Annotated in this window: 8 protein-coding genes; all 8 read right to left on the minus strand. The window is 74.2% G+C overall.

Annotated elements, in window-relative coordinates:
- On the minus strand, positions 1-1,294 hold a 1,294-nt coding region (locus ACFVX9_RS15310; RefSeq protein ID WP_387981971.1), incomplete at its 3' end, for an MFS transporter.
- A gap of 6 nt (positions 1,295-1,300) precedes the next feature.
- Positions 1,301-14,626, minus strand: coding sequence for an amino acid adenylation domain-containing protein (locus tag ACFVX9_RS15315; RefSeq protein WP_387981973.1), 13,326 nt, complete (start codon positions 14,624-14,626; stop codon positions 1,301-1,303).
- Positions 14,627-14,675: 49 nt separating this feature from the next.
- Positions 14,676-15,671, minus strand: coding sequence for a TauD/TfdA family dioxygenase (locus tag ACFVX9_RS15320; protein ID WP_380483971.1), 996 nt, complete (start codon positions 15,669-15,671; stop codon positions 14,676-14,678).
- An 8-nt stretch (positions 15,672-15,679) separates the two neighbouring features.
- A complete protein-coding gene (locus ACFVX9_RS15325) occupies positions 15,680-15,892 on the minus strand; it encodes an MbtH family protein (protein WP_063350320.1) in 213 nt (70 codons plus the stop codon).
- A 143-nt stretch (positions 15,893-16,035) separates the two neighbouring features.
- Positions 16,036-17,220 (minus strand): cytochrome P450, encoded by a 1,185-nt coding sequence (locus ACFVX9_RS15330; RefSeq protein ID WP_363370834.1) that lies wholly within the window; start codon positions 17,218-17,220, stop codon positions 16,036-16,038.
- Positions 17,221-17,222: 2 nt separating this feature from the next.
- The gene (locus ACFVX9_RS15335) at positions 17,223-18,020 is read right to left on the minus strand and encodes a thioesterase II family protein (RefSeq protein WP_387981975.1); all 798 of its coding nucleotides are present in this window, start codon (positions 18,018-18,020) and stop codon (positions 17,223-17,225) included.
- On the minus strand, positions 18,017-19,804 hold the full coding sequence (locus ACFVX9_RS15340; protein WP_387981976.1) for a non-ribosomal peptide synthetase: 1,788 nt from the start codon (positions 19,802-19,804) through the stop codon (positions 18,017-18,019). Before ACFVX9_RS15340 ends, ACFVX9_RS15335 begins: the two co-directional genes overlap by 4 nt.
- Positions 19,805-19,813: 9 nt before the next feature.
- Positions 19,814-24,304 (minus strand): amino acid adenylation domain-containing protein, encoded by a 4,491-nt coding sequence (locus ACFVX9_RS15345; protein WP_387981977.1) that lies wholly within the window; start codon positions 24,302-24,304, stop codon positions 19,814-19,816.
- Positions 24,305-24,318 lie beyond the last annotated feature (14 nt).

A 24,318-nucleotide genomic window follows, 5' to 3' on the forward strand; every position in this document is an offset into this window, starting at 1 on the left:
CGGCGCGGTGGTCGCCGTGTTCGGGGCGCGCCGGGAAGTCGCGCATTCCGCGCAGCGGGCTCGCCAGCAGCACGGCGCCTGCGGACAGCAGCACGCCCGCCATGATCCAGATCGTGGTGCGCGGGCCCAGCACCTCGCCGAGCCAGCCGCCGAGCAGGGCGCCGAGGGGGATCGCGCTGTAGTTGACGGTCGAGGCGCTGGCCCTGATCCGCCCGATCATCGCGGGCGGGCAGTAGGACTGGTAGAAACTGCCGGCCAGCACGTTCCCGGCCACGACGCCGCAGACGGCCACCGACCACGCGAGCGCGCTGACCGCGAGCGGCAGCTGGTCGCCGGCCATCGGCAGCAGGAAGATGAAGGGCGCGACCACCAGCTCGCACAGCAGCAGCCCGCGGGCGCTGCCCAGCCGCCGGGCCAGCCGCCCGGCCACCGCCGCGCCGGCCAGCCCGCCGATGCTCACCACCGCGAACACCAGGCCCACCTCGCCGGATCCGATGCCGACGCTGCGCACCAGGAAGACCGTCTGGACGGCCTGGATGCCGTTCAGCCCGAGGTTGCCGACCGCCCCGAAGCAGGCCAGCGTCCGCAGGTACGGGTCGCGGGCCAGGAAGCCCACGCCCTCGCCGATCTCCTTCAGGATGCCCCGCCGCTGCGACGGCGGCGGAGGCTGCTCCACCACGGTGATCCGGGCCACGCAGACCGCCGAGACGAGGTAGCTCACCGCGTCGGCGAGCAGGCCGCTGGTCGCGCCGAAGACCTGCGACAGCAGGCCGGCCGCACCGGGACCGGCGATCTCCACCGCCGACTCCCCGGAACGCAGCTTGACGTTCGCCTCCAGCACGTCCTCCTTGGCCACCAGCGACGGGAGCACCGCCCCGTACGCGGTGGAGAAGAACACCTTCACCCCGCCGGTCAGCAGGGCCACCAGCACCAGTTGGGCCATGGTCAGAACGCCGAGCCAGCCGGCCACCGGCACGCTGACGAACAGGACGAGCAGCAGCAGGTCGCAGACCAGCATCACCCGCAGCTTGGGCCAGCGGTCCACCCAGGCACCGGCCGGCAGCCCGAGGAAGAGCCAGGGCAGCCAGGCCGAGGCGGTCAGCAGGCCGACCGCGAGCGGGCTGGCGTGCAGGGTGACGACGGCCACCAGGGCCAGCGCCACGTTGCCGACCGCCGTACCGAGACCGCTGGTGGTCTCACCGATCCAGAGCCGACGGAAGTCGGCCTGGGCCCACAGCCCCCAGCGGCTGCGGGACGGCTCCGGCGGAGCCATGGCGGGGGTGGTGACGGACATCGCGGGTCACTCTCCAAGCTTCTCGGCGAGCACGGAGGCGATCCGTGCGAGGGGTTCCGGACGGGTCAGCTCGCCGTGCGCGCAGGCGAGGCGGTGGGGCTCGATCCGGCCGTCCAGGTACGGCCGCCAGGACCGCTCGTAGGGCCAGTCGGCGGGCTTGTCGAGGGTCGCGCCGAAGAAGACGGCGTCGCCCCGGTAGCGGCCGGGCACGTGCTCGGCCATGAGTTTGCGGTGCCGCTCGAACATGCCGGGCAGCTCGGCGGCGGCCTCCCCCAGGACGGCGGCCAGCTCGGCCTGGCCGCGCCCGGCCTCCGGGTCGTAGCCCAGTGACAGCAGCAACTCGGCCAGGGTGTCGACGGGTTCGTCCTCCTCCGGCCCGTCGGCGGCCGCCGGACCGTGGCCGGTGACCGGTGCGCCGTCGAGCAGGGCGAGCACACCGACCGGTGCGCCCTCGGCCTGGAGCCGGACGGCCATCTCCTGCGCGACCACCGCCCCGAAGGACCAGCCGAGCAGGTGGTAGGGGCCGGACGGCCACACCGCCCGGATCTGCCGCACGTAGTCCTCGGCGATCTCGGTGACGCTCGCCGGTGCCTCCCCGCGCAGGCCGCGGGCCTGCAGACCGTAGACCGGCCGGTCGGCGCCGAGGTGCGGCAGCAGGCCGGAGTAGACCCAGCTGATGCCGGCGGCCGGGTGGACGCAGAACAGCGGGGCCAGGCCGCCACCGGTGCGCAGCGGCAGCAGCACGTCCAGGGCGTCGGCAGCTGGCCCGGCACCGAGCCGGCCGGCCAGTCCGGCGACGGTCGGGGCCTCGAACAGCGCGCGCATCCCGAGGTCGGCGCCGAGGGTGGCGCGGATCCGGGCGAGCAGCTTCATCGCGAGCAGGGAGTGACCGCCGAGCGCGAAGAAGTCGTCGTCGATGCCGACCCCGGCGATCCCCAGGACCTCGGCGAACAGCCCGCAGAGGACCCGCTCCTGTTCGGTGCGCGGCGCGCGGCCCCCGGCGAGTTCGGCGAAGTCCGGGGCGGGCAGGGCCCGGTGGTCGAGCTTGCCGCTGCCGGTGAGCGGCAGCGCGTCGAGCGGGACGACGACGGCCGGCACCATGTAGCCGGGCAGGAACCCGCCCGCGAAGGCCCGCAGACCTGCCTGGTCCAGCCGGCCGTCGGCCACCACGTAGGCGACCAGACGAGTGCCCGCTGCCCGGTCCTCGACCGGGCGGACGACGGCCGCCGACACCCGGGGGTGCCGCCTCAGGACCTGTTCGATCTCGCCGAGTTCGATCCGGAAGCCCCGGATCTTGACCTGCTGGTCGGTGCGGCCCAGGTACTCCAACTCACCGTCCCGCGAACGGCGCACCAGGTCGCCGGTGCGGTACATCCTCTCCCCGGACACGAACGGGCAGGCCACGAACCGCTCCGCGGTCAGCCCCGGCCGGTTCAGATACCCCCGGGCCAGACCCGCCCCCGCCAGGTACAACTCCCCCGCCACCCCCGCCGGCACCGGGTTCAACCACTCGTCCAGCACATAGGCCTGCGTCCCGGCGACCGTACGGCCCAGCACCGGCTGCTCCGTCGCGGCCAGCGGGTGGACGAGCGTGTCCACCGTCGCCTCCGTCGGGCCGTACAGGTTGTACGCCTCCGTCGCCGGAGCTTCCCGCAACCGCGACCACAGGGCCTGGCCCACCGCCTCACCACCGAGCAGCAACAGCTCCGGCGCCGACTCGGCCAACAACCCCTCCTCCACCAGCTGCTCGGCGAAGGACGGCGTCACCTCCAGCACCCCGATACCGCGCTCCCCGACATGGCGCACCAGCGCTGCCGCGTCCCGGCGCACCTCATCACCGACCAGGTGCAGCTCATGCCCAGCCACCAGCCACAACAGGCCGTCCCAGGAAGCGTCGAAGCACAACGACGCCGTCAACGCCACCCGCGACCGCACCCGACCCGCCATCACACCGGTGCGATGCGCCGCCAGCAGAGCGGCCAGGCTCCCGTGCGACACCACCACGCCCTTCGGACGACCCGTCGAACCCGACGTGTGAATCACATACGCCGCGTCCCCGGCCGAAGCCCGCGCGACCGGTTCCGACTCCGGACCGGCCACGTCACCGGCCTCCACCACGGTCAGCCCGGCCAGCAACTCCGGGTGCGGCCAGCGATCGTCGGTCACGGCGAGGACGGGCTGCGCGTCGGCGAGCGTACGGGCGATGCGGTCGGCGGGGTACTCGGCGTCCAGCGGGAGGTACACCCCGCCGGCCTTCAGCACCGCCAGCAATCCCACCACCGACTCCACCGAACGCGGCAGCGCCAACGCCACACCCGACTCCGGCCCCACCCCCGCAGCGATCAACCGATGCGCCAGCCGATTCGCCCGCACATTCAACTCCGCGAACGTGAGGCGCTCCGAGCCGACGACCAGCGCCACCGCCTCCGGAGTCCGCGCGACCTGCGCCTCGAACACCTCCGGCACCAGCGACACCCCCGACGGCAGCGACGTGAACCCGCCCCCCACCAGCCCGGCCCGCTCCTCCGCCGCCAACAACTCCACCCGGCCCACCGGCAGTTCCGGACTCTCCACCACCGCCCGCAGCAACCGCCCGAACCGCACCGCCAGCGACTCCACCGTCTCCCGGTCGAACAGATCCGTCGCGAAATCGATCGCGCATTCCAGGCCGGCGGGCTCGCCGTCCGCGTCGAAGGTCTCGCCCATGCCGATGCTCAGATCGAACTTGGCCACCGATCCGGCCGTCGACTGCACGGTGGCGGGCAGGGCGCCGAGGGTGAGCGGCGCCGAGGCCGTCCGGTCGCCTTCCAGCAGCAGCATCACCTGGAAGAGGGGGTGGCGGGCCAACGACCGCGCCGGATTCAGCTCCTCCACCAGACGCTCGAACGGCACATCCTGGTGCCCGAACGCCCCCAGATCCGACTCCCGCACCCGACCCAACAACTCCGCGAAACTCGGGTCACCCGCCGTATCGGTGCGCAGCACCAGCGTGTTGACGAAGAACCCGACCAACTCGTCCAACGCCTCATCCGAACGACCGGCCACCACCGTGCCGATCGGCACATCCGTCCCCGCACCCAACCGGGTCAACAACGCCGCCAACGCCGCCTGCACCGTCATGAACAACGTCACCCGATGCGCACGCGACAACCCCACCAACCCACGATGCAGCTCCACACCCAGCGGCAGCACCACCCGGTCGCCCCGATGCGACGCCACCACACCACGCGCACGATCCACCGGCAACGCCAACTCCTCCGGAAGGCCGTCCAACACCCCGCGCCAGTAATCCAACTGACGTGAAAGCACACTCCCGGAATCCGATTCCTCCCCCAGCAGTCCGCGCTGCCAGAGCGCGTAGTCCGCGTACTGCACCGGCAGCGGTTCCACCACCGGCACCCCGCCCCCGGACCGGACCGCGTACGCCGTCGACAGATCCCGCAGCAACGGACCCATCGACCAGCCGTCACCGGCGATGTGGTGCAGCACCAGCACCAGCAGGTCTCCGTCGGACCCGCCCGGAATCACCTGGACGCGCATGGGCAGGTCGGCGGACAGGTCGAACGGCCGGTCGACGCAGCTCTCGGGGTCGGTGCCCACGGGCAGGACCTCGACGGTGACCCGGGCCTCCTCGGGCGGCAGGATCCGCTGGTACGGCTCGCCGTCCACCTCGGCCACGAGCGTGCGCAGACTCTCGTGCCGCGCCACCACATCACCCAGCGCCGCCTCCAGCGCCGCCACATCCAGCTCACCGCCCAAGCGGAGCAGCACGGGGAGGTTGTAGAGCCCGCTCGGGCCCTCCATCCGGTCGATCAGCCACAACCGTTGCTGCGCGAACGACAACGGCACCCGCTCCGGACGCTCGACACCTCCCGACAGCACCAGACGACCGACCCCGGCACCCGAACGGGCCGCGAGCCCCGCCACCGTCGGCGCCTCGAACACATCCCGCACCCCCAGCTCCACCCCCAGCACCGACCGCACCCGGCTCAACAACCGCGTCGCCAGCAGGGAATGACCACCGAGCGCGAAGAAGTCGTCGTCGATGCCGACCCCGGCGATCCCCAGGACCTCGGCGAACAGCCCGCAGAGGATCTCCTCCGCCGCCGTCCGCGCCGCCCGGCCACCCGCGAACTCCGCGAAGTCCGGCGCCGGCAGGGCCCGGTGGTCCACCTTTCCGCTGCCGGTGAGCGGCAGGGCGGTGAGCGGGACGACGGCGGCCGGCACCATGTAGCCGGGCAGTGCCCGGGCGACGAACTCCCGCAGGTCGAGGGCGATCCCAGGGATCTGCTCGGTCACCGCGCAGTAGGCCACCAGCCGGCGGTCGCCGTCGTCGCTCTCCCGGGTGGTGACGACCGCCTGGCGGACGGCTTCGTGGCGGACCAGCACCTGTTCGATCTCGCCGAGTTCGATCCGGAAGCCGCGGATCTTGACCTGCTGGTCGGTGCGGCCCAGGTACTCCAACTCACCGTCCCGCGAACGGCGCACCAGGTCGCCCGTACGGTACATCCTCCCTCCTTGCCCGCCATCGGGCCGGAGGGGCCCAGCGGACGCGAACGGGCAGGCCACGAACCGCTCCGCGGTCAGCCCCGGCCGGTTCAGATACCCCCGGGCCAGACCCGCCCCTGCGAGGTACAACTCCCCCGCCACCCCCGCCGGCACCGGGTTCAACCACTCGTCCAGCACATAGGCCTGCGTCCCGGCGACCGTACGGCCCAGCACCGGCTGCTCCGTGGCGGCCAGCGGGTGGACGAGCGTGTCCACCGTCGCCTCCGTCGGGCCGTACAGGTTGTACGCCTCCGTCGCCGACGCCTCCCGCAGGATGGTCCACAGGGCCTGGCCCACCGCCTCACCACCGAGCAGCAACAGCTCCGGCGCCGACTCGGCCAACAACCCCTCCTCCACCAACTGCTCGGCGAAGGACGGCGTCACCTCCAGCACCCCGATACCGCGCTCGCGGACATGGCACACCAGCGCTGCCGCGTCCCGGCGCACCTCATCACCGACCAGATGCAGCTCATGCCCGGCCACCAGCCAGAGAAGGCCGTCCCAGGAAGCGTCGAAGCACAACGACGCCGTCAACGCCACCCGCGACCGCACCCGACCCGCCATCACACCGACACGATGCGCCGCCAGCAGAGCGGCCAGGCTCCCGTGCGACACCACCACGCCCTTCGGACGACCCGTCGAACCCGACGTGTGAATCACATACGCCGCGTCCTGCGCGGTGACGCGGGGGGCCGGATCGCTCTCGGGGCCGGGGCCGTCCTCGGTGACGTCCAGCATCCGCAGGCCCGCCAGGACCTCGGACAGCGGCCACCGCGGGTCGGTCAGTACCAGCGACGGACGGGAGTCCGCCAGGGTGTCGGCGGTGCGGTCGGCGGGGTACTCGGCGTCCAGCGGGAGGTACACCCCGCCGGCCTTCAGCACCGCCAGCAACCCCACCACCGACTCCACCGAGCGCGGCAGCGCCAACGCCACACCCGACTCCGGCCCCACGCCCGCAGCGATCAGCCGATGCGCCAGCCGATTCGCCCGCACATTCAACTCGGCGAACGTCAACGTCTGGGCGCCGCACACCAGCGCCACCGCCTCCGGAGTCCGCGCGACCTGCGCCTCGAACACCGCCGGCACCAGCGGCACCCGCGACGGCAGCGACGTGAACCCGCCACCCACCAGCCCGGCCCGCTCCTCCGCCGCCAACAACTCCACCCGGCCCACCGGCAGTTCCGGACGCTCCACCACCGCCCGCAGCAACCGCCCGAACCACACCGCCAGCGACTCCACCGTCTCCCGGTCGAACAGATCCGTCGCGAAGTCGATCGCGCAGTCGATCCCGGCAGGTTCGCCGTCCGGGCCGAAGACCTCCTCCATGATCACGTTGAGGTCGAACTTGGCGACCCCGGTCCCGGCCGGCAGAGTCTCGACGTGCAGTCCGGGCAGCTCCAGTTCGGCTTGCTCATTGCTCTGCAGGACCAGCATCACCTGGAAGAGGGGGTGGCGGGCCAGCGACCGCGCCGGGTTCAGCTCCTCCACCAGACGCTCGAACGGCACATCCTGGTGCCCGAACGCCCCCAGATCCGACTCCCGCACCCGACCCAACAACTCCGCGAAACTCGGGTCACCCGCCGTATCGGTACGCAGCACCAGCGTGTTGACGAAGAACCCGACCAACTCGTCCAACGCCTCATCCGAACGACCGGCCACCACCGTACCGATCGGCACATCCGTCCCCGCACCCAACCGGGTCAACAACGCCGCCAACGCCGCCTGCACCGTCATGAACAACGTCACCCGATGCGCACGCGACAACCCCACCAACCCACGATGCAACTCCACACCCAACGGCAGCACCACCCGGTCGCCCCGATGCGACGCCACCACACCACGCGCACGATCCACCGGCAACGCCAACTCCTCCGGGAGATCGGTCAAGATCTCGCGCCAGTAGTCGAGTTGACGTGACAGCAGGCCGTTCTCGTCCGACTCCTCCCCCAGCAGTCGGCGCTGCCAGAGCGCGTAGTCCGCGTACTGCACCGGCAGCGGCTCCACCACCGGCACCTCGCCACCGGACCGCACCGCGTACGCCGTCGACAGATCCCGCAGCAGCGGACCCATCGACCAGCCGTCGCTGACGATGTGGTGCAGCACCAGGAGCAGCACGTGGCTCTCCTCGGCCGTCCTCAGCAGGGTCGCGCGGAAGGGGGGTTCGGCCGCCAGGTCGAAGGGGCGGCGGGACTCCTCGTCCACGGCGTCGGCCAGCGCGTCGGCCGGGCAGTCCCGGCGTTCGACGGTGACCCGGGCCTCCTCGGGCGGCAGGATCCGCTGGTACGGCTCGCCGTCCGCCTCGGCCACGAGCGTGCGCAGGCTCTCGTGCCGCGCCACCACATCACCCAGCGCCGCCTCCAGCGCCGCCACATCCAGCTCACCGCCCAGCCGCAGCGCGACCGGCACGTTGTAGAGCGCGCTGGGGCCCTCCATCCGGTCGATCAGCCACAGCCGCTGCTGCGCGAACGACAGCGGCACCCGCTCCGGACGCTCGACGCCCCCCGACAGCACCGGCCGGCCGGCCGCCGCGCCCGAACGGGCCGCGAGCCCCGCCACCGTCGGCGCCTCGAACACATCCCGCACCCCCAGCTCCACCCCCAGCACCGACCGCACCCGGCTCAACAGCCGCGTCGCCAGCAGGGAATGACCACCGAGCGCGAAGAAGTCGTCGTCGGCGCCCACCCGTTCGACACCGAGGACCTCGGCGAACAGGCCGCAGAGGATCTCCTCCTCCGCCGTCCGCGCCGCCCGGCCACCCGCGAACTCCGCGAAGTCCGGCGCCGGGAGCGCGGAGCGGTCCAGCTTGCCGTTGGCGTTGAGCGGCAGCGCCTCCAGCCCCACGAAGGCGGCCGGCACCATGTGGGCGGGCAGTTCGGCCGCGACGGCAGCGCGCAGCTCGGCCGGGTCCGACGCGGCCGGGCCGACCAGGTAGGCGACCAGCCGGGCCCCGCCCGGGCCCTGCTCGTACGGCAGCACCGCGGCCTGGAGCACCCCGGGCTGCGAGGTCAGCGCGGTCTCGATCTCGCCGAGTTCGATCCGGAAGCCGCGGATCTTGACCTGCTGGTCGGTGCGGCCCAGGTAGTCCAGGTCGCCGTCCGGGCGGCGGCGCACCAGGTCGCCGGTGCGGTACATCCTCTCCCCGGGCTCGAACGGGCAGGCCACGAACCGCTCGGCGGTCAGCTCCGGCCGGTTCAGGTACCCCCGGGCCAGACCCGCCCCCGCCAGGTACAGCTCACCGGGCACCCCCGCCGGCACCGGGTTCAACCGGGAGTCCAGCACGTAGGCGCGGAGGTTGCCGAGGGGGCGGCCGATCAGCGGGCGCTCGCTGTCGGCGAGGCGGTGGTACAGGGCGTCGACGGTGCACTCGGTCGGGCCGTACAGGTTGTACGCGATCAGGTCCGGGGCGTCCCGCAGGGTGGTCCACAGGGCCTGGCCGGTGGCCTCGCCGCCGAGCAGCAGCAGGGCCGGCGGGCAGCGGGTGAGCAGTCCCTCCTCGATCAGCTGGTCCGCGTAGGTGGGAGTGAGGTCGAGGACGTCGATCCCGGTGCGCTCGGCGTGGCGCACCAGCGCGGCGGCGTCGCGGCGCACGTCGTCGCCGATCAGGTGCAGCTCGTGCCCGGCCGCGAGCCAGAGGAAGCCCTCCAGGGAGGCGTCGAAGGACAGCGAGGCGGTGAGCGCGACCGTCAGCCGGCGGCCCGGCCGGGCTCGCTCGACGGCGGCCCCGACCTCGGCGCGGTGGAAGGCCAGCAGATTGGCGAAGTTGCCGCGGGAGACCACGACGCCCTTGGGCCTGCCGGTGGAGCCGGAGGTGTAGATGACGTAGGCGGCGTGCCCCGGGTGGGCGGTGCCGGGCAGGTCGTGGTCGTCGTGGAAGGCCCACAGCTCGTCGTCGACGGGCAGCACGGTGCGTCCGTCCAGCGACTCGGCGAGCGGCCAGCGGTGGTCGGTGAGCACGACCGCCGGGGCGGAGTCGGCCAGCATGTGGGCGATCCGCTCCGCCGGGTACTCCGGGTCCAGGGGCAGGAAGGCCGCGCCGGCCTTCAGTGTCGCCAGCGTGGCGACCACCGACTCCACCGAGCGCGGCACGGCGAGGGCGACCACGGTGTCCGGCCCGGCGCCCTCGTCGGCGAGGGCGCGGGCCAGCCGGTTGGCCCGGGCGTTCAGCTCCGCGAAGGTCAGCGACTGGGGGCCGCAGACCAGGGCGACGGCCCCGGGGGTGCGCGCGGCCTGCTCCTCGAACACCGTCAGGTAGGGCGCGCCCGCGTCCGGCAGCGCCGTGTCGTTCCATGCGGCGAGAGCGTCCCGCTCGGCCTCGCCGAGCACCTCCAGGGCGGCGACCGGGCGCTCGGGGTCCTCGACCGCCTGGCGCAGGATCAGCTCCAGGGCGGTGGCGAGCCGCCGGACCGTCTCCCGGTCGAACAGGTCGGTCGCGTACTCCAGGCCGCCGCTCAGCCCGGCCGGGGAGCCGTCGGCGGCGAGCCGCTCGACCAGGCTGAGGGTGAGGTCGAAGGTCGCGGTGCCGAAGTCGACCGGCTCCTCGGTCACGGTGACGCCGGGCAGGTCCGGCCCGTCCTCGGGGGTGCCGGCGAAGGCCAGCATCACCTGGAACAGGGGGTGTCGGGCCAGTGACCGGGCCGGGTTCAGCTCCTCGACCAGCGACTCGAACGGCGTGTCCTGGTGCTCGTACGCCGCCACGTCGGTGTCGCGGACGCGGTGCAGCAGTTCGGCGAAGCTGGGGCGGCCGGAGACGTCGGTGCGCAGCACCAGGGTGTTGGCGAAGTAGCCGACCAGGTCGGTGACGGCCTCGTCGAGGCGGCCGGCCACCGGGGTGCCGATCGGCAGGTCGGTGCCGGCGCCGAAGCGGTGCAGCAGGGTGGCGTAGGCGGCCTGGAGGACCATGAACAGCGTGGCGCCGTGCTCGACGGCGAGGGCGCCGAGGCGTGCGTGCAGTTCGGCGTCGAGCTCCAGCGGGAGGACGGTCCCGCGGTGGCTGGCGACCGGGGGCCGGGGCCGGTCGAGCGGCAGCGGCAGCTCCTCCGGCAGGCCGGCCAGTGCGTCGCGCCAGTGGGCGAGTTGGCGGGCGGCCAGGCTCTGCGGGTCGTCCTCGTCGCCGAGCAGGGCGTGCTGCCAGAGCGCGTGGTCGGCGTACTGGACGGGCAGCGGCTCCCAGCCGGGGGTGCGGCCGGCGAGCCGGGCCCGGTAGGCGTCGGTGAGGTCGCGGTAGAGCGGGCCCAGCGAGGCGCCGTCCCCGGCGATGTGGTGCAGGACGAGGACCAGGACGTGCTCGTCCGGGCCCTCGGGCCGCAGGTAGGCGTGCAGGGGCAGGTCGGCGGCCAGGTCGAAGGTGTGGCGGGCGAGTTCGTCCACCGGCCGGTCGGTGGTGGTGAGCAGCGGGGCGGTCGGCCCGTCGAGGACGTGCTGGTACGGGACGCCGTCCTGTTCGCCGAAGACGGTGCGCAGGGCCTCGTGCCGCCGGACGGTGTCGCCGAGGGCGTCCGCGAGGACGGCGGGGTCGAGCGGGCCGCGCAGCCGCAGGGCGAGGGTCACGTTGTAGGTGCTGGCGGGGCCGTCCGCCTGGGCGAGGAACCAGAGGCGGCGCTGGGCGAAGGAGAGCGGCACCCGGTCGGGCCGGGGGCCGGGCCGCAGCGCCGGGCGGGCCGGGGCGGGCGCGTCGGCCGCGCGGTCGGCGAGCCGGTCGGTGAGCCCGGCGACGGTGGGGGCCTGGAAGAGGTCGCCGATGGCGAGTTCGATGCCGAGTTCGGCGCGGGCCCGCCCGGTGAGGCGGGTGGCGAGCAGCGAGTGCCCGCCGAGCGCGAAGAAGTCGTCGTCGATGGTGATGTCGTCGATGCCGAGCAGGTCGCCGAAGAGCTCGCACAGCGCCCGTTCGCGCTCGTCGCGGGGCTCGCGGCCGGTGCCGTCGGCGGCGACGTCCGGGGCGGGCAGGGCCCGGCGGTCGACCTTGCCGTTGGCGTTGAGCGGCAGGGCGTCGAGGAGGACGACGGCGGCGGGGACCATGTAGCCGGGCAGCGTGGTGCCGGCGAAGGTGCGCAGCTCGGCCGGGGTGAGCGAGGCGTCGGCGGTGCAGTAGGCGACCAGCCGGGTGTCGCCGGGGCGGTCCTCGCGGGCGATCACGATGACCTGGCGCACGGCGGGGTGGCGGGAGAGCGTCGCCTCGATCTCGCCGAGTTCGATCCGGAAGCCGCGCAGCTTGACCTGTCCGTCGATCCGGCCGAGGAACTCCACGGCGCCGTCGGCGCGCAGCCGCACCAGGTCGCCGGTGCGGTACATCCTCTCGCCGGGCGCGTACGGGCAGGCGACGAACCGTTCGGCGGTCAGGGCCGGCCGGTTCAGGTAGCCGCGGGCCAGGCCGGCACCGGCGATGTACAGCTCTCCCGGGACGCCGGGCGGGACGGGGCACAGCCGGGCGTCGAGGACGTAGCTGCGCATGGCGTCGAGCGGGCCGCCGATCGGCACCCGGGGGCCGTCGAGGTCGGCGTGGACGAGCGGGTGGTGGGTCGCGAAGGTGGTGGTCTCGGTGGGCCCGTAGACGTGGGCGAGCAGCAGGTCGGGGCAGGCGTCCAGGACGCGCCGCATCAGGGTGCCGGAGGCGGCCTCGCCGCCGGTGCAGACGACCCGCAGGGCGGCGAAGGTCTGCGGGGCCTGCTCGGCGACGAGGTCGAACAGGGCCTTGGTGAGGAAGACGGCGGTGACGCCGTGGCGGGTGGTGACGGCGTGCAGGGAGGTGGCGTCGAGGGCGCCGGGCGGGGCGACCACGACGGTGCCGCCGGCCAGCAGGGGCGTCCAGATCTCGTAGGTGGCGGCGTCGAAGGCGTGCGGGGAGTGCAGCAGGACCCGCTCGTGCCGGCCGTCCTGCCAGCGCCGGTCGGCGGCGAGGTCGAGGACGTCGCGGTGGCGGACGGCGACGCCCTTGGGGCGGCCGGTGGAGCCGGAGGTGTACATCGCGTAGGCGAGCTGGTCCGGGTGGACGGGCACGCCGGGGCGGTGGGCGGGGGCGGCCGCCTCGTCGCCGGGACGGACCACCACGGCCCGGTGCGGGAAGCCCGGGTCGGCGCGGTCGGTGAGCAGCACGGGGGCGCCGGTGTCGGCGAGCACGTCGGTCATCCGCTCGGGCGGCAGGCCGGGGTGCATGGGCACGTAGCAGCCGCCGGCCTTGAGGATCGCCAGGGTGGCGACGACGACCTCGACGGAGCGCTCCATCAGCATCGCGACGGGGGTCTCGGTGCCGACGCCGAGGGCGATCAGGTGGTGGGCGAGGCGGTTGGCCCGGGCGTCGAGTTCGGCGTAGTCGAGGGTGCCGCCGTCGTGGGCGAGGGCGGTGGTGTGCGGGGTGCGGTCGGCCTGGCGCTCGAAGGACTCGGCGAGGGTGCCGGGCCGGGCCGGGGCGCCGGTGGCGTTCCACTCGGTGAGGATGCGGGTGCGCTCCTCGGGGGCGAGGACGTCGAGGGTGCCGATGGGGGCGTGCGGGTCGGCGGCGGCACCGGTCAGCAGCAGGCCGAGCCGGGCGGCCAGGGCGGCGACGGTGGCGTGGTCGTAGAGGTCGGCGGCGTACTCGATCGAGCCGGTGAGCCCGGCGGGGGCACCGTCGGGTCCGTGGCGTTCGGCGATGCCGATGTTGAGGTCGAACTTGGCGACCCGCAGGCCGATCGGCTCGGGCGCGGACTCCAGCCCGGGCAGGTCGAGTTCGGCCTGCTGTCCGTGGTTCTGGAGCACCAGCAGGGTCTGGAACAGCGGGTGGCGGCCGAGGGCGCGGGTCGGGTTGAGCTCCTCGACGAGGCGCTCGAAGGGGATGTCCTGGTGGGCGAAGGCGTCGAGCTGGGCCTCCCGGACGCGGCCGAGCAGCTCGGCGAAGCTCGGGTCGCCGGACGTGTCGGCGCGCAGCACCAGCGAATTGACGAAGAAGCCGACCAGGTCGTCCAGGGCCTCGTCGGCGCGGCCGGCGAGGCCGGTGCCGAGCGGGATGTCGGTGCCGGCGCCGAGCCTGGTGAACAGTGCGGCGAGGCCTGCCTGGAGGACGGTGAACAGGGTGGTGCGATGCGTCCGGGCGAGGCCGAGCAGGGCGGTGTGCAGGTCGGCGCCCCAGGCGAGGTCGACGGAGTCGGCGGCGCCGGTGGGGGTGGGCGGTCGGGGGCGGTCCGTCGGCAGCTCCAGTTCCTCCGGGAGTCCGGCCAGGGCGGTTCGCCAGTGGTCGAGTTGGCGGGCGAGCAGGCTCTCGGGGTCCCGCTCGTCGCCGAGCAGGTCGCGCTGCCAGAGCGCGTAGTCGGCGTACTGGACGGGCAGCGGCTCCCAGTCGGGGGCGCGGCCGGCGAGCCGGGCCCGGTAGGCGGTGGCGAGGTCGCGCAGCAGCGGGCCGAGCGACCAGCCGTCACCGGCGATGTGGTGCAGGACGACGAGCAGCACGTGCTCGGTCGGAGCGAGAGTGAACACCGTGACCCGGATGGGCAGTTCGCGGCTCAGCTCGAAGGTCTCGGCGGAGGCCGCGTCCCGGCGGGCGGGGTAGTCGTCCGGTGTGCAGTCCACGACCAGGAAGCGCGGCTGCGCCTCCTCGGCCGGCAGGATCTGCTGCACCGGGACTCCCCCGTCCACCGGGAACACCGTACGCAGGGCCTCGTGCCGGGCGACCACGTCCACCGTCGCGGCGCGCAGCGCGGCGGTGTCGAGCTCGCCGCGCAGGCGCAGGGCGAACGGAAGGTTGTACAGCGCGGTCGGCCCCTCGATCTGGTCGATCAGCCAGAGACGCTGCTGTGCGTACGAAACCGGGATCACGGTGCTTCCTCTACTCACGTCACGGCACGGGGTGTTCTTGGGCAGACGGTCAGGCGGAGGCCAGGGTGGGCCGGACGCTGGGCCGGCAGTCCAGGACGTCCAGGGGCTGCCCCATCGCGACGGCGATCCTGCGGTCGCCGCGGTACGGGTCCCGGCCGTGCGCGCACAGCACGTTGTCGACCAGCATCACGTCGCCGACCTGCCAGCGCTCGCGCACGGTCGCGGCGTGGTACGCCTCGTTGAGGGCGTCGACGTCGGCGCGCTCCAGCGGTTCGCCGTCCCCGAAGCCGGTGTTGAACGGGAAGCCGTCCGGGCCGAACTCGTCGGTCATCGCCTCGCGGATGTCCGGGTCGAGCGACCACTCGCTCCAGAAGGCGAGGTGGTTGAACCAGACCTCCTCGCCGGTCGCCGGGTGGTGGATGGTGCCGGGGCGCAGCTGGCCGGTGCGCAGGTTGCCGTCCGGCAGCCACTCCCAGGTGATGCCGTTCTCCCGGCAGTAGGCCTCGACCGCGGCCCGGTCCTCGGTGGCGAAGGCGGTGCGCCAGCCGAGGGAGACGTAGTCCGAGTAGTTGCGGGTGAGTGTCCAGCCGGACGTCCGCATCCGCTCGACCAGGCGGGCGGGCAGGTGGTCGAGCACCTGGCGGCAGTCGGCGGTCGGGGTGGCGCCGCCCTCCTCGGGGGCGGTCAGGCAGGCGAAGAGCAGCCGGCCCGGGAAGGTGAGGGTGTAGCTGTTCTCGTTGTGCATCCGGATCGGCTGGGGCGACGGCAGGTCGGTGGAGGAGAAGACGCCGTTGCCGTAGTCGCTGCGCGGGGTGGCCTTCTCCCGGTAGGGGGTGCGCTCGGGGATGAGGACGTCGCGCACGGCGGCGACGTCCTCGGTGCTCGCGACCGGCAGGCCGCGCAGGAAGATCGTGCCGTGCCGGTGGAGGGCTTCGGTGAGCTCGGTCTCGTTCTCGCGCAGCCACGCGCCGGCCTCGCCGATGTCGGCGGTGCGCGGGGCGTGGGCGAGGGCCGGGCGGCCGGGGTTCAGTTCCCAGTTCAGCATGGTCGCGCTCACTGCCGGGCGAGGGAGGCGGTCAGGCTGGCGGGCCGGATGTCGGTCCAGTTGGCCTCGATGTGGTCGAGGCAGCCCTGGCGGGTGTCCTCGCCGTGGACGGTGGTCCAGCCGGCCGGCACGTCGATCCAGACCGGCCACAGCGAGTGCTGGTTCTCGTCGTTGACCAGCACCAGGTAGCCGGCGTTGTCGTCCTCGAACGGGTTGCTCATGGTGTCCTCCTTGGGTTGCTTCGAAGGTAGGGGCGGGCCGGGGGGCGCAACGGCAGGAGTCGCGGCAGGAACGCGGCAGTTCGACTCGGCCCCCGTCGGCGGTCCGCGGCGGGCAGGTTCAGCGCGGTCCGCGGCGGGCAGGTTCAGCGCGGGGTGAGGCGCACCGGGAAGTGGTCCAGGCCGAAGTTGATGATCGAGCGGTTGTGGACGACCGGCCCGGTCGGTTCGATCTCGGCGACGCGCTCCAGCATCGCCGTGAACAGGGCGCCGAGTTCGGCCTTGGCCAGCGGCGCGCCGATGCAGTAGTGGGCGCCGAGGCCGAGGGCGAGGTGCTTGTTGGGGGCGCGGTCGAGCAGGATCTCCTCGGGCCGGTCGAAGGCCTCCGGGTCGCGGTTGGCGGACCACACCCAGACCGCGACCCGGTCGCCGCGCCGGATGGTGCGGCCGTCGAGCTCGGTGTCGCGGCTCGCGGTGCGCAGGGTGTGCAGCCCGACGGACGTCCAGCGCAGGAGTTCGTCCAGCGCCGAGTCCATGCCGACCTCGCCCCGCTGCAACTGCCGCCACAGTTCCGGGTGTTGGACGAGGGTGTGGAGGCCCATGGCCGCGGTGTGGCGGACGGTCTGGACGCCGCCGACCACGATGTTGTCCAGGTTGAGGACGACGTCCTCGATCGGCAGCAGCTTGCCGCCGACCCGGTAGGTGGCCATCTTGCTGATCAGGTCGTCGCGCGGGTCGGTGCGGCGCAGCATCACCTGGTGCAGCAGGTAGGGGATGAGCTGCTGGTGGCCGGCCCGGCGCTCCTCGGGGGTGCGGCCGAGGAAGGCGACGTCGCAGACCCGCTCGACCATCTCGCGGTCCTTCTCGGGGACGTCCAGGAGGTCGCACATGACGGACAGCGGCAGGGCGGAGACGGCGTCGACGAGGTCGACCTCGCCCAGCTCGACGGCCCGGTCGACGATCGAGGCGGCGAGTTCGGTGATGCCGCGGGATGCTCCGCGCACCGGGCCGGGGGCGAAGAACGGGTTGGCGGGCGCGCGGAGTTCGCGGTGCCGGGGCGGGTCGGTGAGGGCCATCATCCGGCCGGATCCGACCGGGACGTTGCCTTCGCCGGCGCCGAGCAGCGAGCCCTGCTCGGAGCTGTAGAGCGTGGCGTTGCGCAGCACCTCCGCGGAGTGCCGGTAGGAGAGCACCGACCAGATCGGCCCGTCGTCGACGGTGTCGGTGCGGTGGACGGAGGCCTCCCGGCGCAGCTCCGCGACCAGGGCGGGGGTGTCGGGGCGGGCCCACAGGTCCGGGTCGGTGAGGTCGACCGGGGTGGTGGTCAGCATGGCTACTCCGTCGTGGACTGGTCGGCGGCGGCGCCGGCCCGGTGGCCCGGGCCCGGTCGCTCGATGAGGGAGGTCAGCAGGTCGACCGGGCCGGGCCCGTCGACGGTGGCGAGCAGGTGGCCGCCGGGGACGACGTGGTGGCCGCTGGCGCCGCGGGTGTGGACGGCCCAGCCCTGGAGTCCGGCGGAGGCGAGCATCGGGTCGTCGGCGCCGGCGACGGTGTGCAGGTCGGAGCCGATCGGCGGGTGCGGGCGGGGGCGGTAGGTGGCGACCACGGCCAGGTCGGTACGGATGCCCTGGAGCGCGTGCTCCTTCAACTCCTGGTCGCCCTCGATGAGTTCGCCCATGCCGGCGAGGCGCAGCAGGTCGTCGGCGGTGTGCTGCGGGCGGTCCCGGCCGGCCCAGGTGGCGGGCGGCGAGGCGGAGGCGGCGACCACCAGTTCGGGCCGCCGCTCGGCGGGCAGCGCCCGGGCGACCTCGTAGCCGAGCAGGGCGCCGAAGCTCTGCCCGTAGAAGCCGAACCGGCCCGTCAGGTGCGGGGTGAGGGCGTCCACGACGGCGTCGACCAGCAGGTCGAAGCTCGCGGGCATCGGGTGGCCGAGGCGGCCGCCGCGGGCGGGCGGGCGCACGGCCCAGACCTCGGCGGTCGGGGCGAGGGCGCGGGCGAGCGGGGTGTAGGCGGTGGCGTCTCCCCCGGCGTGCGGGAAGCAGAACAGCCGGAACGGGCGGTGCGGTTGGGGCGCGGGGACGAGCAGCCAGTCCCCCTCGACGCGGGGGCGCACCCGCGCGGCGGTGGTCATGCGCCGCTCACCCGGGAGCGGGCGGTCAGGGCGGGCCGGGGGGCGGCGGTGCCGGCCTCGACGGCCTTCCCGACGGTGGCGGTGAAGGCGGCCAGGTCGGCCGAGTCCAGCAGGTGGCGCAGCTGGAGCTCGATGCCGAGCCGGCGGCGCAGCAGGTGGACGACGCGCAGCGCGGCGAGCGAGTGGCCGCCGAGCGAGAAAAAGTCGTCGGTGGGCGTGACGCCGGTCAGGCCGAGCACGGTGCGCCAGACCTCGGCGACCTGCTCCGCCAGCCCGTCGGCGCCCTCGGCGGGCGTCTCCTCGGCCGCGGGGGCGGGCTGCGCCGCGGGGGCGGGCAGGGCCGCGTGGTCGACCTTGCCGTTCGGGGTGAGCGGCATGGCGTCCAGCACGGTGATCGCCGAGGGCACCAGGTGTGCGGGCAGGGTGGCCCGCAGGCGCTCGGTCAGTTCGGCGGCGGTGGCGGCGCCGGTGACGTAGCCGATGAGCCGGCGGTCGCCGGGGGCGGGCTCGTGGACGGTGACGGCGGCGGCCTGGACGCCCTCCAGCCGGGCCAGCGCGTGCTCGACCTCGCCGAGCTCGATCCGGTAGCCGCGCAGCTTGACCTGGCGGTCCACCCGGCCGGCGTACTCCAGCCGGCCGCCCTCGCCGCGCCGGGCCTGGTCGCCGGTGCGGTACATCCTCTCGCCGGGGGCGGTCGGGTCGGCGACGAAGCGTCCGGCGGTCAGCCCGGGGCGGCCCGGGTAGCCGTGGGCGAGCCCGGGCCCGGCGAGGTACAGCTCGCCGACGACGCCGTCGGCGACCGGGGCGAGCTTCTCGTCCAGCAGGTGGAGGCGCACGCCGGGCAGCGGCTCGCCCAGGTGCGGCCCGGGGCCGCTGATCGGCGCGGTGACGGCGTCGACGGTGCATTCGGTGGGCCCGTACAGGTTGAGCGCGTCGATGCCGCCGTCGGCGAGCTCCCGCCAGGTGTGCTCGGGGACGGGCTCGCCGCCCATGAACAGCCGCGGCACCCGGGCGCCGGTGAGCGGCTCGCGCAGCAGCTCCCAGTGCGAGGGGGTCAGGTCGAGGTCGGTGACGGCGTGCTCGGCCAGCAGGGCGGCCACCCGGGCCGGGTCGGCGCGGTCTTCGTCGCCGATGACCAGGACGGTGTCGCCGCGGCAGATCCGGGCCCACTGCTGGACGGAGGCGTCGAAGGAGACGCTGGCGTTCCAGCCGACCACCCCGGGCTCGGCGCGGTAGGCGCCGGTGGCCTCCAGTGCCTCCACCAGGGCGGCGACGGCGCCGCGCGGCACCTCGACGCCCTTGGGGAGCCCGGTGGAGCCGGAGGTGTAGATGGCGTAGGCGGGGTCGAGCGGGTCGGCCGCCTCCGGCAGCTCAAGGCCTTCGACGGTGTCCGGCCCGGCGGCGGTGTCCGGCCCGGCGGCGTCCGGGCGCAGGACCGGCACGCCCTGGGCCGCCGGGAGGCCGTCCGCACTGATCAGGGCCGCGAGCCGCGCGTCGGCGGCCATGAAGGCCAGCCGCTCGGCGGGGTAGGCCGGGTCGAGCGGGACGTAGGCGGCGCCGGCCCGCCAGACGGCGAGCAGGGCGACCGGCAGGTCGGCGGTGCGGGCGAGGTGGACGCCGACCCGGTCGCCGCGGCCGACGCCGTGGGCGCGCAGGGCGCGGGCCAGCGCGGCGGTGCGCAGGTCGAGTTCGGCGAAGTCCAGGCGGGCCGTTCCGGCGAGGACGGCGGTGCGCTCGGGGTGGGCGGCGACGGCATCGCGCAGGCGGTGCAGGAGGTCGGTCATGACGGTTCCTCAGGACTCTCGGACGGAGGCGGCCATGGCGTGCAGGGCTGCCGTGTAGGTGTCGATGAACTGCTCGGCGGTGGTGTCGGTGACCAGGGAGCGCTGGTGGTCCACGGCGAGCAGCACGCGCTGCGAGACCGGGTCCTGGATCAGCGAGGCGCCGAACGCGAAGCTGTTGGGTTCGTGGCGCAGGGTCGGCTCGCAGCCGATCCGGCCGTCCACGATGCGGGCCGAGCTGAGCCGGCCCAGGGCGTGGAAGCGCAGGTAGCCGAACTGGCTGTCCAGCGCGGTGTCGGTCATCAGCCGGGCGAGCCGGGCGAAGGGCACCCGGCGGTGCGGCATCATGTCCAGTTCCTCCCGGTGCACCTCGCGCACCAGGGCGAGCAGGTCGTCGGTGGGCTCGCAGCTCAGCGGGACGGTGTTGAGGAACAGCCCGTACACCTCGGTGCCGCCGAGCCGTTCCAGCCGGCCGTTCACGGCGAGGCCGGTGGTGACGCGCCGTCGCCCGGTGATGGCGGCGAGGGCGTGCAGGTGGGCCGCGAGGGCGACCGACTTGAGGGGCACCGCGAGTGCGTCGGCGACCTGCCGCAGCTGCTCGGGCGCCTCGGGCAGCACCCGCTCGACGGTGCGCGGCGCCTCGTGCACGTCCTCGCTGCCGGGGAACAGCTGGCCGCTGACGCCGGACAGCCGGTCGCGCCAGTAGGCGAGCGACCGTTCGTCCCCGGCGGCCTGCCGTTCGACGGCCACGAAGTCGCGGAAGGCGGTGCGCGGCGGCGGGGTGGGGGCGCCGAGCGGGTCGGCGGCCAGGGCGGTGTGGCGTTCCAGGATCTCGGTGAACAGCGAGGTGAAGCTCCAGCCGTCGAGGATGGCGTGGTGCTCGGAGATGGTGAGCTGGAAGGCGTCCTCGGCGAGGCGCTGCACGGTGATCCGGAACAGCGGCGGGGTGGCGAGGTCGAAGGGCGTCCACCGGTGGGTGTCGAACACCTCGCGGACCGCCGTGTCCTGGTCGGGCTCGCCGCGCAGGTCGGTGAACTCGACGGGCGCGGGCAGCCGCCCGTACACGAGCTGGAGCGGTTCGCCGTAGCCGGACAGGTCGAGGCCGGTGCGCAGCACCGCGTGGCGTTCCATGGCCTCGGCGACCGAGCGGCGGAAGGCCTGTTCGTCGAGGTCGCCCGAGATCCGGTAGGAGTTGACGTTGTGGTAGCTGTCGGTGCCGCCGGCGATCTCCATGTGGAAGACCATGGAGAGCTGCATGGAGACCATCGGGTAGGCGTCGGCGAGGCCGGGCGGCAGGTCCTCGCGGTCCTCCGGGGTGATCAGGGCGAAGGGCTCGTGGTCGGCCGGGCCTTCGGCGACGGGCTCGGCCAGCGGCAGCAGGGCGGCGACCGTGGGCGCGTTGAAGACGTCCCGCAGGCTCACCCCCCAGCCGCGCTCGTGCAGCGCGCCGGCGAGCTGGACGGCCCGGATGGAGTCGCCGCCGAGGTGGAAGAAGTCGTCGTGGACGCCGATGCCGTCCACTCCGAGGACCTCCGTCCAGACGGCGGCGAAGGCCTCCTCCTCCGGGGTGCGCGGCTCGACGTGGCGGCCTCCGGTGGCCGTGCTGCGCTGGCCGGGGGCGGGCAGCGCGGCGCGGTCCACCTTGCCGTTGACGGTGAGCGGCAGCGATTCCAGGACGGTGAAGCTCGCCGGGACCATGTACGGGGGCAGCGCGCGGCCGAGGAAGGCGCGCACGTCGGCGGGCTCGCGCCCGGTGACGTACGCGGCGAGCCGGTCGTCGTGCACGGTGACGACGCAGGCGTCGACGTCCGGGTGGGCGGCGAGCACGTTCTCGATCTCCCCGAGCTCGATCCGGAAGCCGCGCAGTTTGACCTGGAAGTCGGCGCGTCCGATGTACTCCAGTCCGCCGTCGGGCAGGCGGCGGGCGACGTCGCCGGTGCGGTAGAGCCGCGCGCCGGGCGGGCCGTAGGGGTCGGCGACGAAGCGGCCCGCGGTGAGGCCGGGGCGGCCCCAGTAGCCGTGGGCGAGGCTGCCGCCGCCGATGTACAGCTCGCCGGCCGCGCCGGGCGGCACCGGGCGCAGCCAGTCGTCCAGGACCTGGGCGGTGAGGTGCGGCATGGGCGCGCCGATCAGGCTGCGCTCGAAGCCGGCGCTGCCGGCCAGGTCGTGGGTGGTGACGTGGACGGTGGTCTCGGTGATGCCGTACAGGTTGCAGAGCCGGGCCGGGGGCGGCGGGTCGAGTTCGAACCAGCGCTGGACGACGCCCGGGTCCAGCGCCTCCCCGCCGAGCATGATCCACTTCAGCGCGGACAGGTCGCGCGGGCCGCGCCGCAGCACGGGCTCCAGCTGGCGCAGCGCCGAGGGGGTGAGGCAGAGGAAGGAGACCCGCTCCTGCTCCAGCAGTTCGGCGAACTCCTCCGGCGAGCGGCTGGTGACGTAGGGGACGACGACCAGGCGGGCACCGTGCAGCAGGGCGCCCCACATCTCCCAGACCGTCCAGTCGAAGGCGTAGCTGTGGAAGAGCGTCCAGGTCTCCTCCGGGCCGAAGCCGAAGTGCTCCGCGCCGTCCGCCATGAGCCGGCTGACGTGCTCGTGGGCGACGGCGACGCCCTTGGGGCGGCCGGTGGAGCCGGAGGTGAAGATGATGTAGGCGACGTCGCCGGGGCGCCCGGCGGCCGGCGGGCGGTGGTCCGGCCGGGCGGCCAGGTCGGCGGCCTCGGCGGTCAGGTCGTAGGCCTGCCAGGGGCCTTCGGGGGCCCGGTCCGGGCGGTCGGTGACGACGAGGGTGACGTCGGCGTCGGCGAAGACGAGCGCGGCGCGGTCGGCGGGGGCGGCGAGGTCGACGGGCACGTACGCGGCGCCGGTCTTGAGCACGCCGAGGACGGTGACCAGGACGTCGGCCGTGCGGTCCAGCAGCATGCCGACGCGGTCGCCGGGGCCGGCCCCGCGGGCGCGCAGGGCGTGGGCCAGGCGGTTGGCCCGGCGGTCGAGTTCGGCGTAGCTCAGGGTGTGGCCGGAGTCGCTGACGGCGGGCCGGTCGGGGTAGGCGTCGACGGCCTGCTCGAACAGCCGGTGCAGGCAGTGGCCGGGGGTGTCGGTGGCCCGGACGGCCTCGGCCGCGGCGGTGCGGCCGGTCAGCCGCAGCACGGTGGCGTCGGGGTCGTCCAGGGCCGCGGTGAGCAGGGCGCCGAAGTCGGCGGCCAGCCGGCGCACCGTCCCGGCGTCGAACAGCTCGCTGCGGTACTCGGCCTCGCCGCGCAGTTCGCCGCCGGAGCCGCCGGGGTCGCCGGTCCGGCTGCCGGCCCCGCTGCCCGTCCCGCTGCTGTCGAAGACGGACCAGGTGAGGTCGAACTTGCTGGTGCCGTTGGAGCGCACCCGGCTCTCGGCGGTGGCCGCGCCGAGCACGAGCGGGGTGCGGTCCTCGCCGTGGGCGCCGAACACCACCTGGACCAGCGGCGGGTGCTGCGCGGTGCGGGCGGTGCCGAGCTGGTCGACCAGCTGGTCGAAGGGCACGTCGAGGTAGCCGTAGGCCTCGAAGGCGACGTCCTGGACGTGCTCCAGCAGGGCGCGGAAGCTCAGCCCGGGCGCGAGCCGCAGGCGCAGCGGCAGCAGGTTGACGAAGTAGCCGAGCAGGTGCTCCAGTTCGGGCCGGTTGCGGGTGGTGACGGGGGTGCCGATCACCAGGTCGTCGGCGCCGGTCCAGCGGTTCAGCAGCAGGGCGAAGGCGGCCAGTTGGACGGTGAAGGGGGTGACGCCCTCCGCCTCGGCCAGGGCGCGCACCTTCGCCGCCGTGCCGGGGGCGAGCCCGAACTCCTCGGTCCGTCCGGCCGCGCCGTGCTCGGCGGGCCGGGGCCGGTCAGTGGGCAGCTCCAGCAGGGCGGGCGCGCCGTGCAGCTGCTCCTTCCAGTAGGTCAGGTGCTCCTCGAAGGAGGTGTCGAGCTCCTCCACCGCGTAGTCGGCGTACTGCACGGTCAGTTCCGGCAGTTCGGCGGGCCGGCCCTGCACCGCGGCGCCGTACAGGTCGGCGAGTTCACGCTCGAAGACCTCGGCGGACCAGCCGTCCCAGACGATGTGGTGGACGGTGAACAGCAGCGTGGTGCGCTCGTCCGCCAGTTGGAAGGCCTCGGCGCGCAGCAGCGGGCCGGCCGCCAGGTCGAAGGGTTCGGCGCAGCGGGCGGTGAGCAGTTCCTCCAGGCGTCCGGCCTGCTCGGGGCCGCCCTGCGGGCGCAGGTCGGTCACCGCGAGCGGCACGGCGAGGGTGTGGTGGACCTGCTGGCGCGGGCCGTCGGGGTGCAGCGCGAAGGTGGTGCGCAGCACCTCGTGCCGGGCCACCAGGGCGTCCAGCGCGCGCTGGAGCAGCGGGAGGTCGAGCGGGCCGGTGACGTCGACCGTCCAGGGCGTGCAGTAGGTGACCTGCCGCGGATCGAGGCGGTCGAGGAACCAGAGGCCGCGTTGCAGCCCCGAGGCGGGCGCGGTGCGCGCCGGGTGGTCGGACGGGCTCACGGCCTCGTTCCCTT

The sequence above is a fragment of the Kitasatospora sp. NPDC058243 genome (genome assembly GCF_042882025.1).
Taxonomy (GTDB): Bacteria; Actinomycetota; Actinomycetes; order Streptomycetales; family Streptomycetaceae; genus Kitasatospora.

What these genes read in the sequence shown, in the direction of transcription:
- ACFVX9_RS15320 (WP_380483971.1), bottom strand. Translation starts at nt 15,671, where the DNA reads ATGCTGAACTGGGAACTGAACCCCGGCCGCCCGGCCCTCGCCCACGCC.
- ACFVX9_RS15325 (WP_063350320.1), bottom strand. Translation starts at nt 15,892, where the DNA reads ATGAGCAACCCGTTCGAGGACGACAACGCCGGCTACCTGGTGCTGGTC.
- ACFVX9_RS15330 (WP_363370834.1), bottom strand. Translation starts at nt 17,220, where the DNA reads ATGCTGACCACCACCCCGGTCGACCTCACCGACCCGGACCTGTGGGCC.
- ACFVX9_RS15335 (WP_387981975.1), bottom strand. Translation starts at nt 18,020, where the DNA reads ATGACCACCGCCGCGCGGGTGCGCCCCCGCGTCGAGGGGGACTGGCTG.
- ACFVX9_RS15340 (WP_387981976.1), bottom strand. Translation starts at nt 19,804, where the DNA reads ATGACCGACCTCCTGCACCGCCTGCGCGATGCCGTCGCCGCCCACCCC.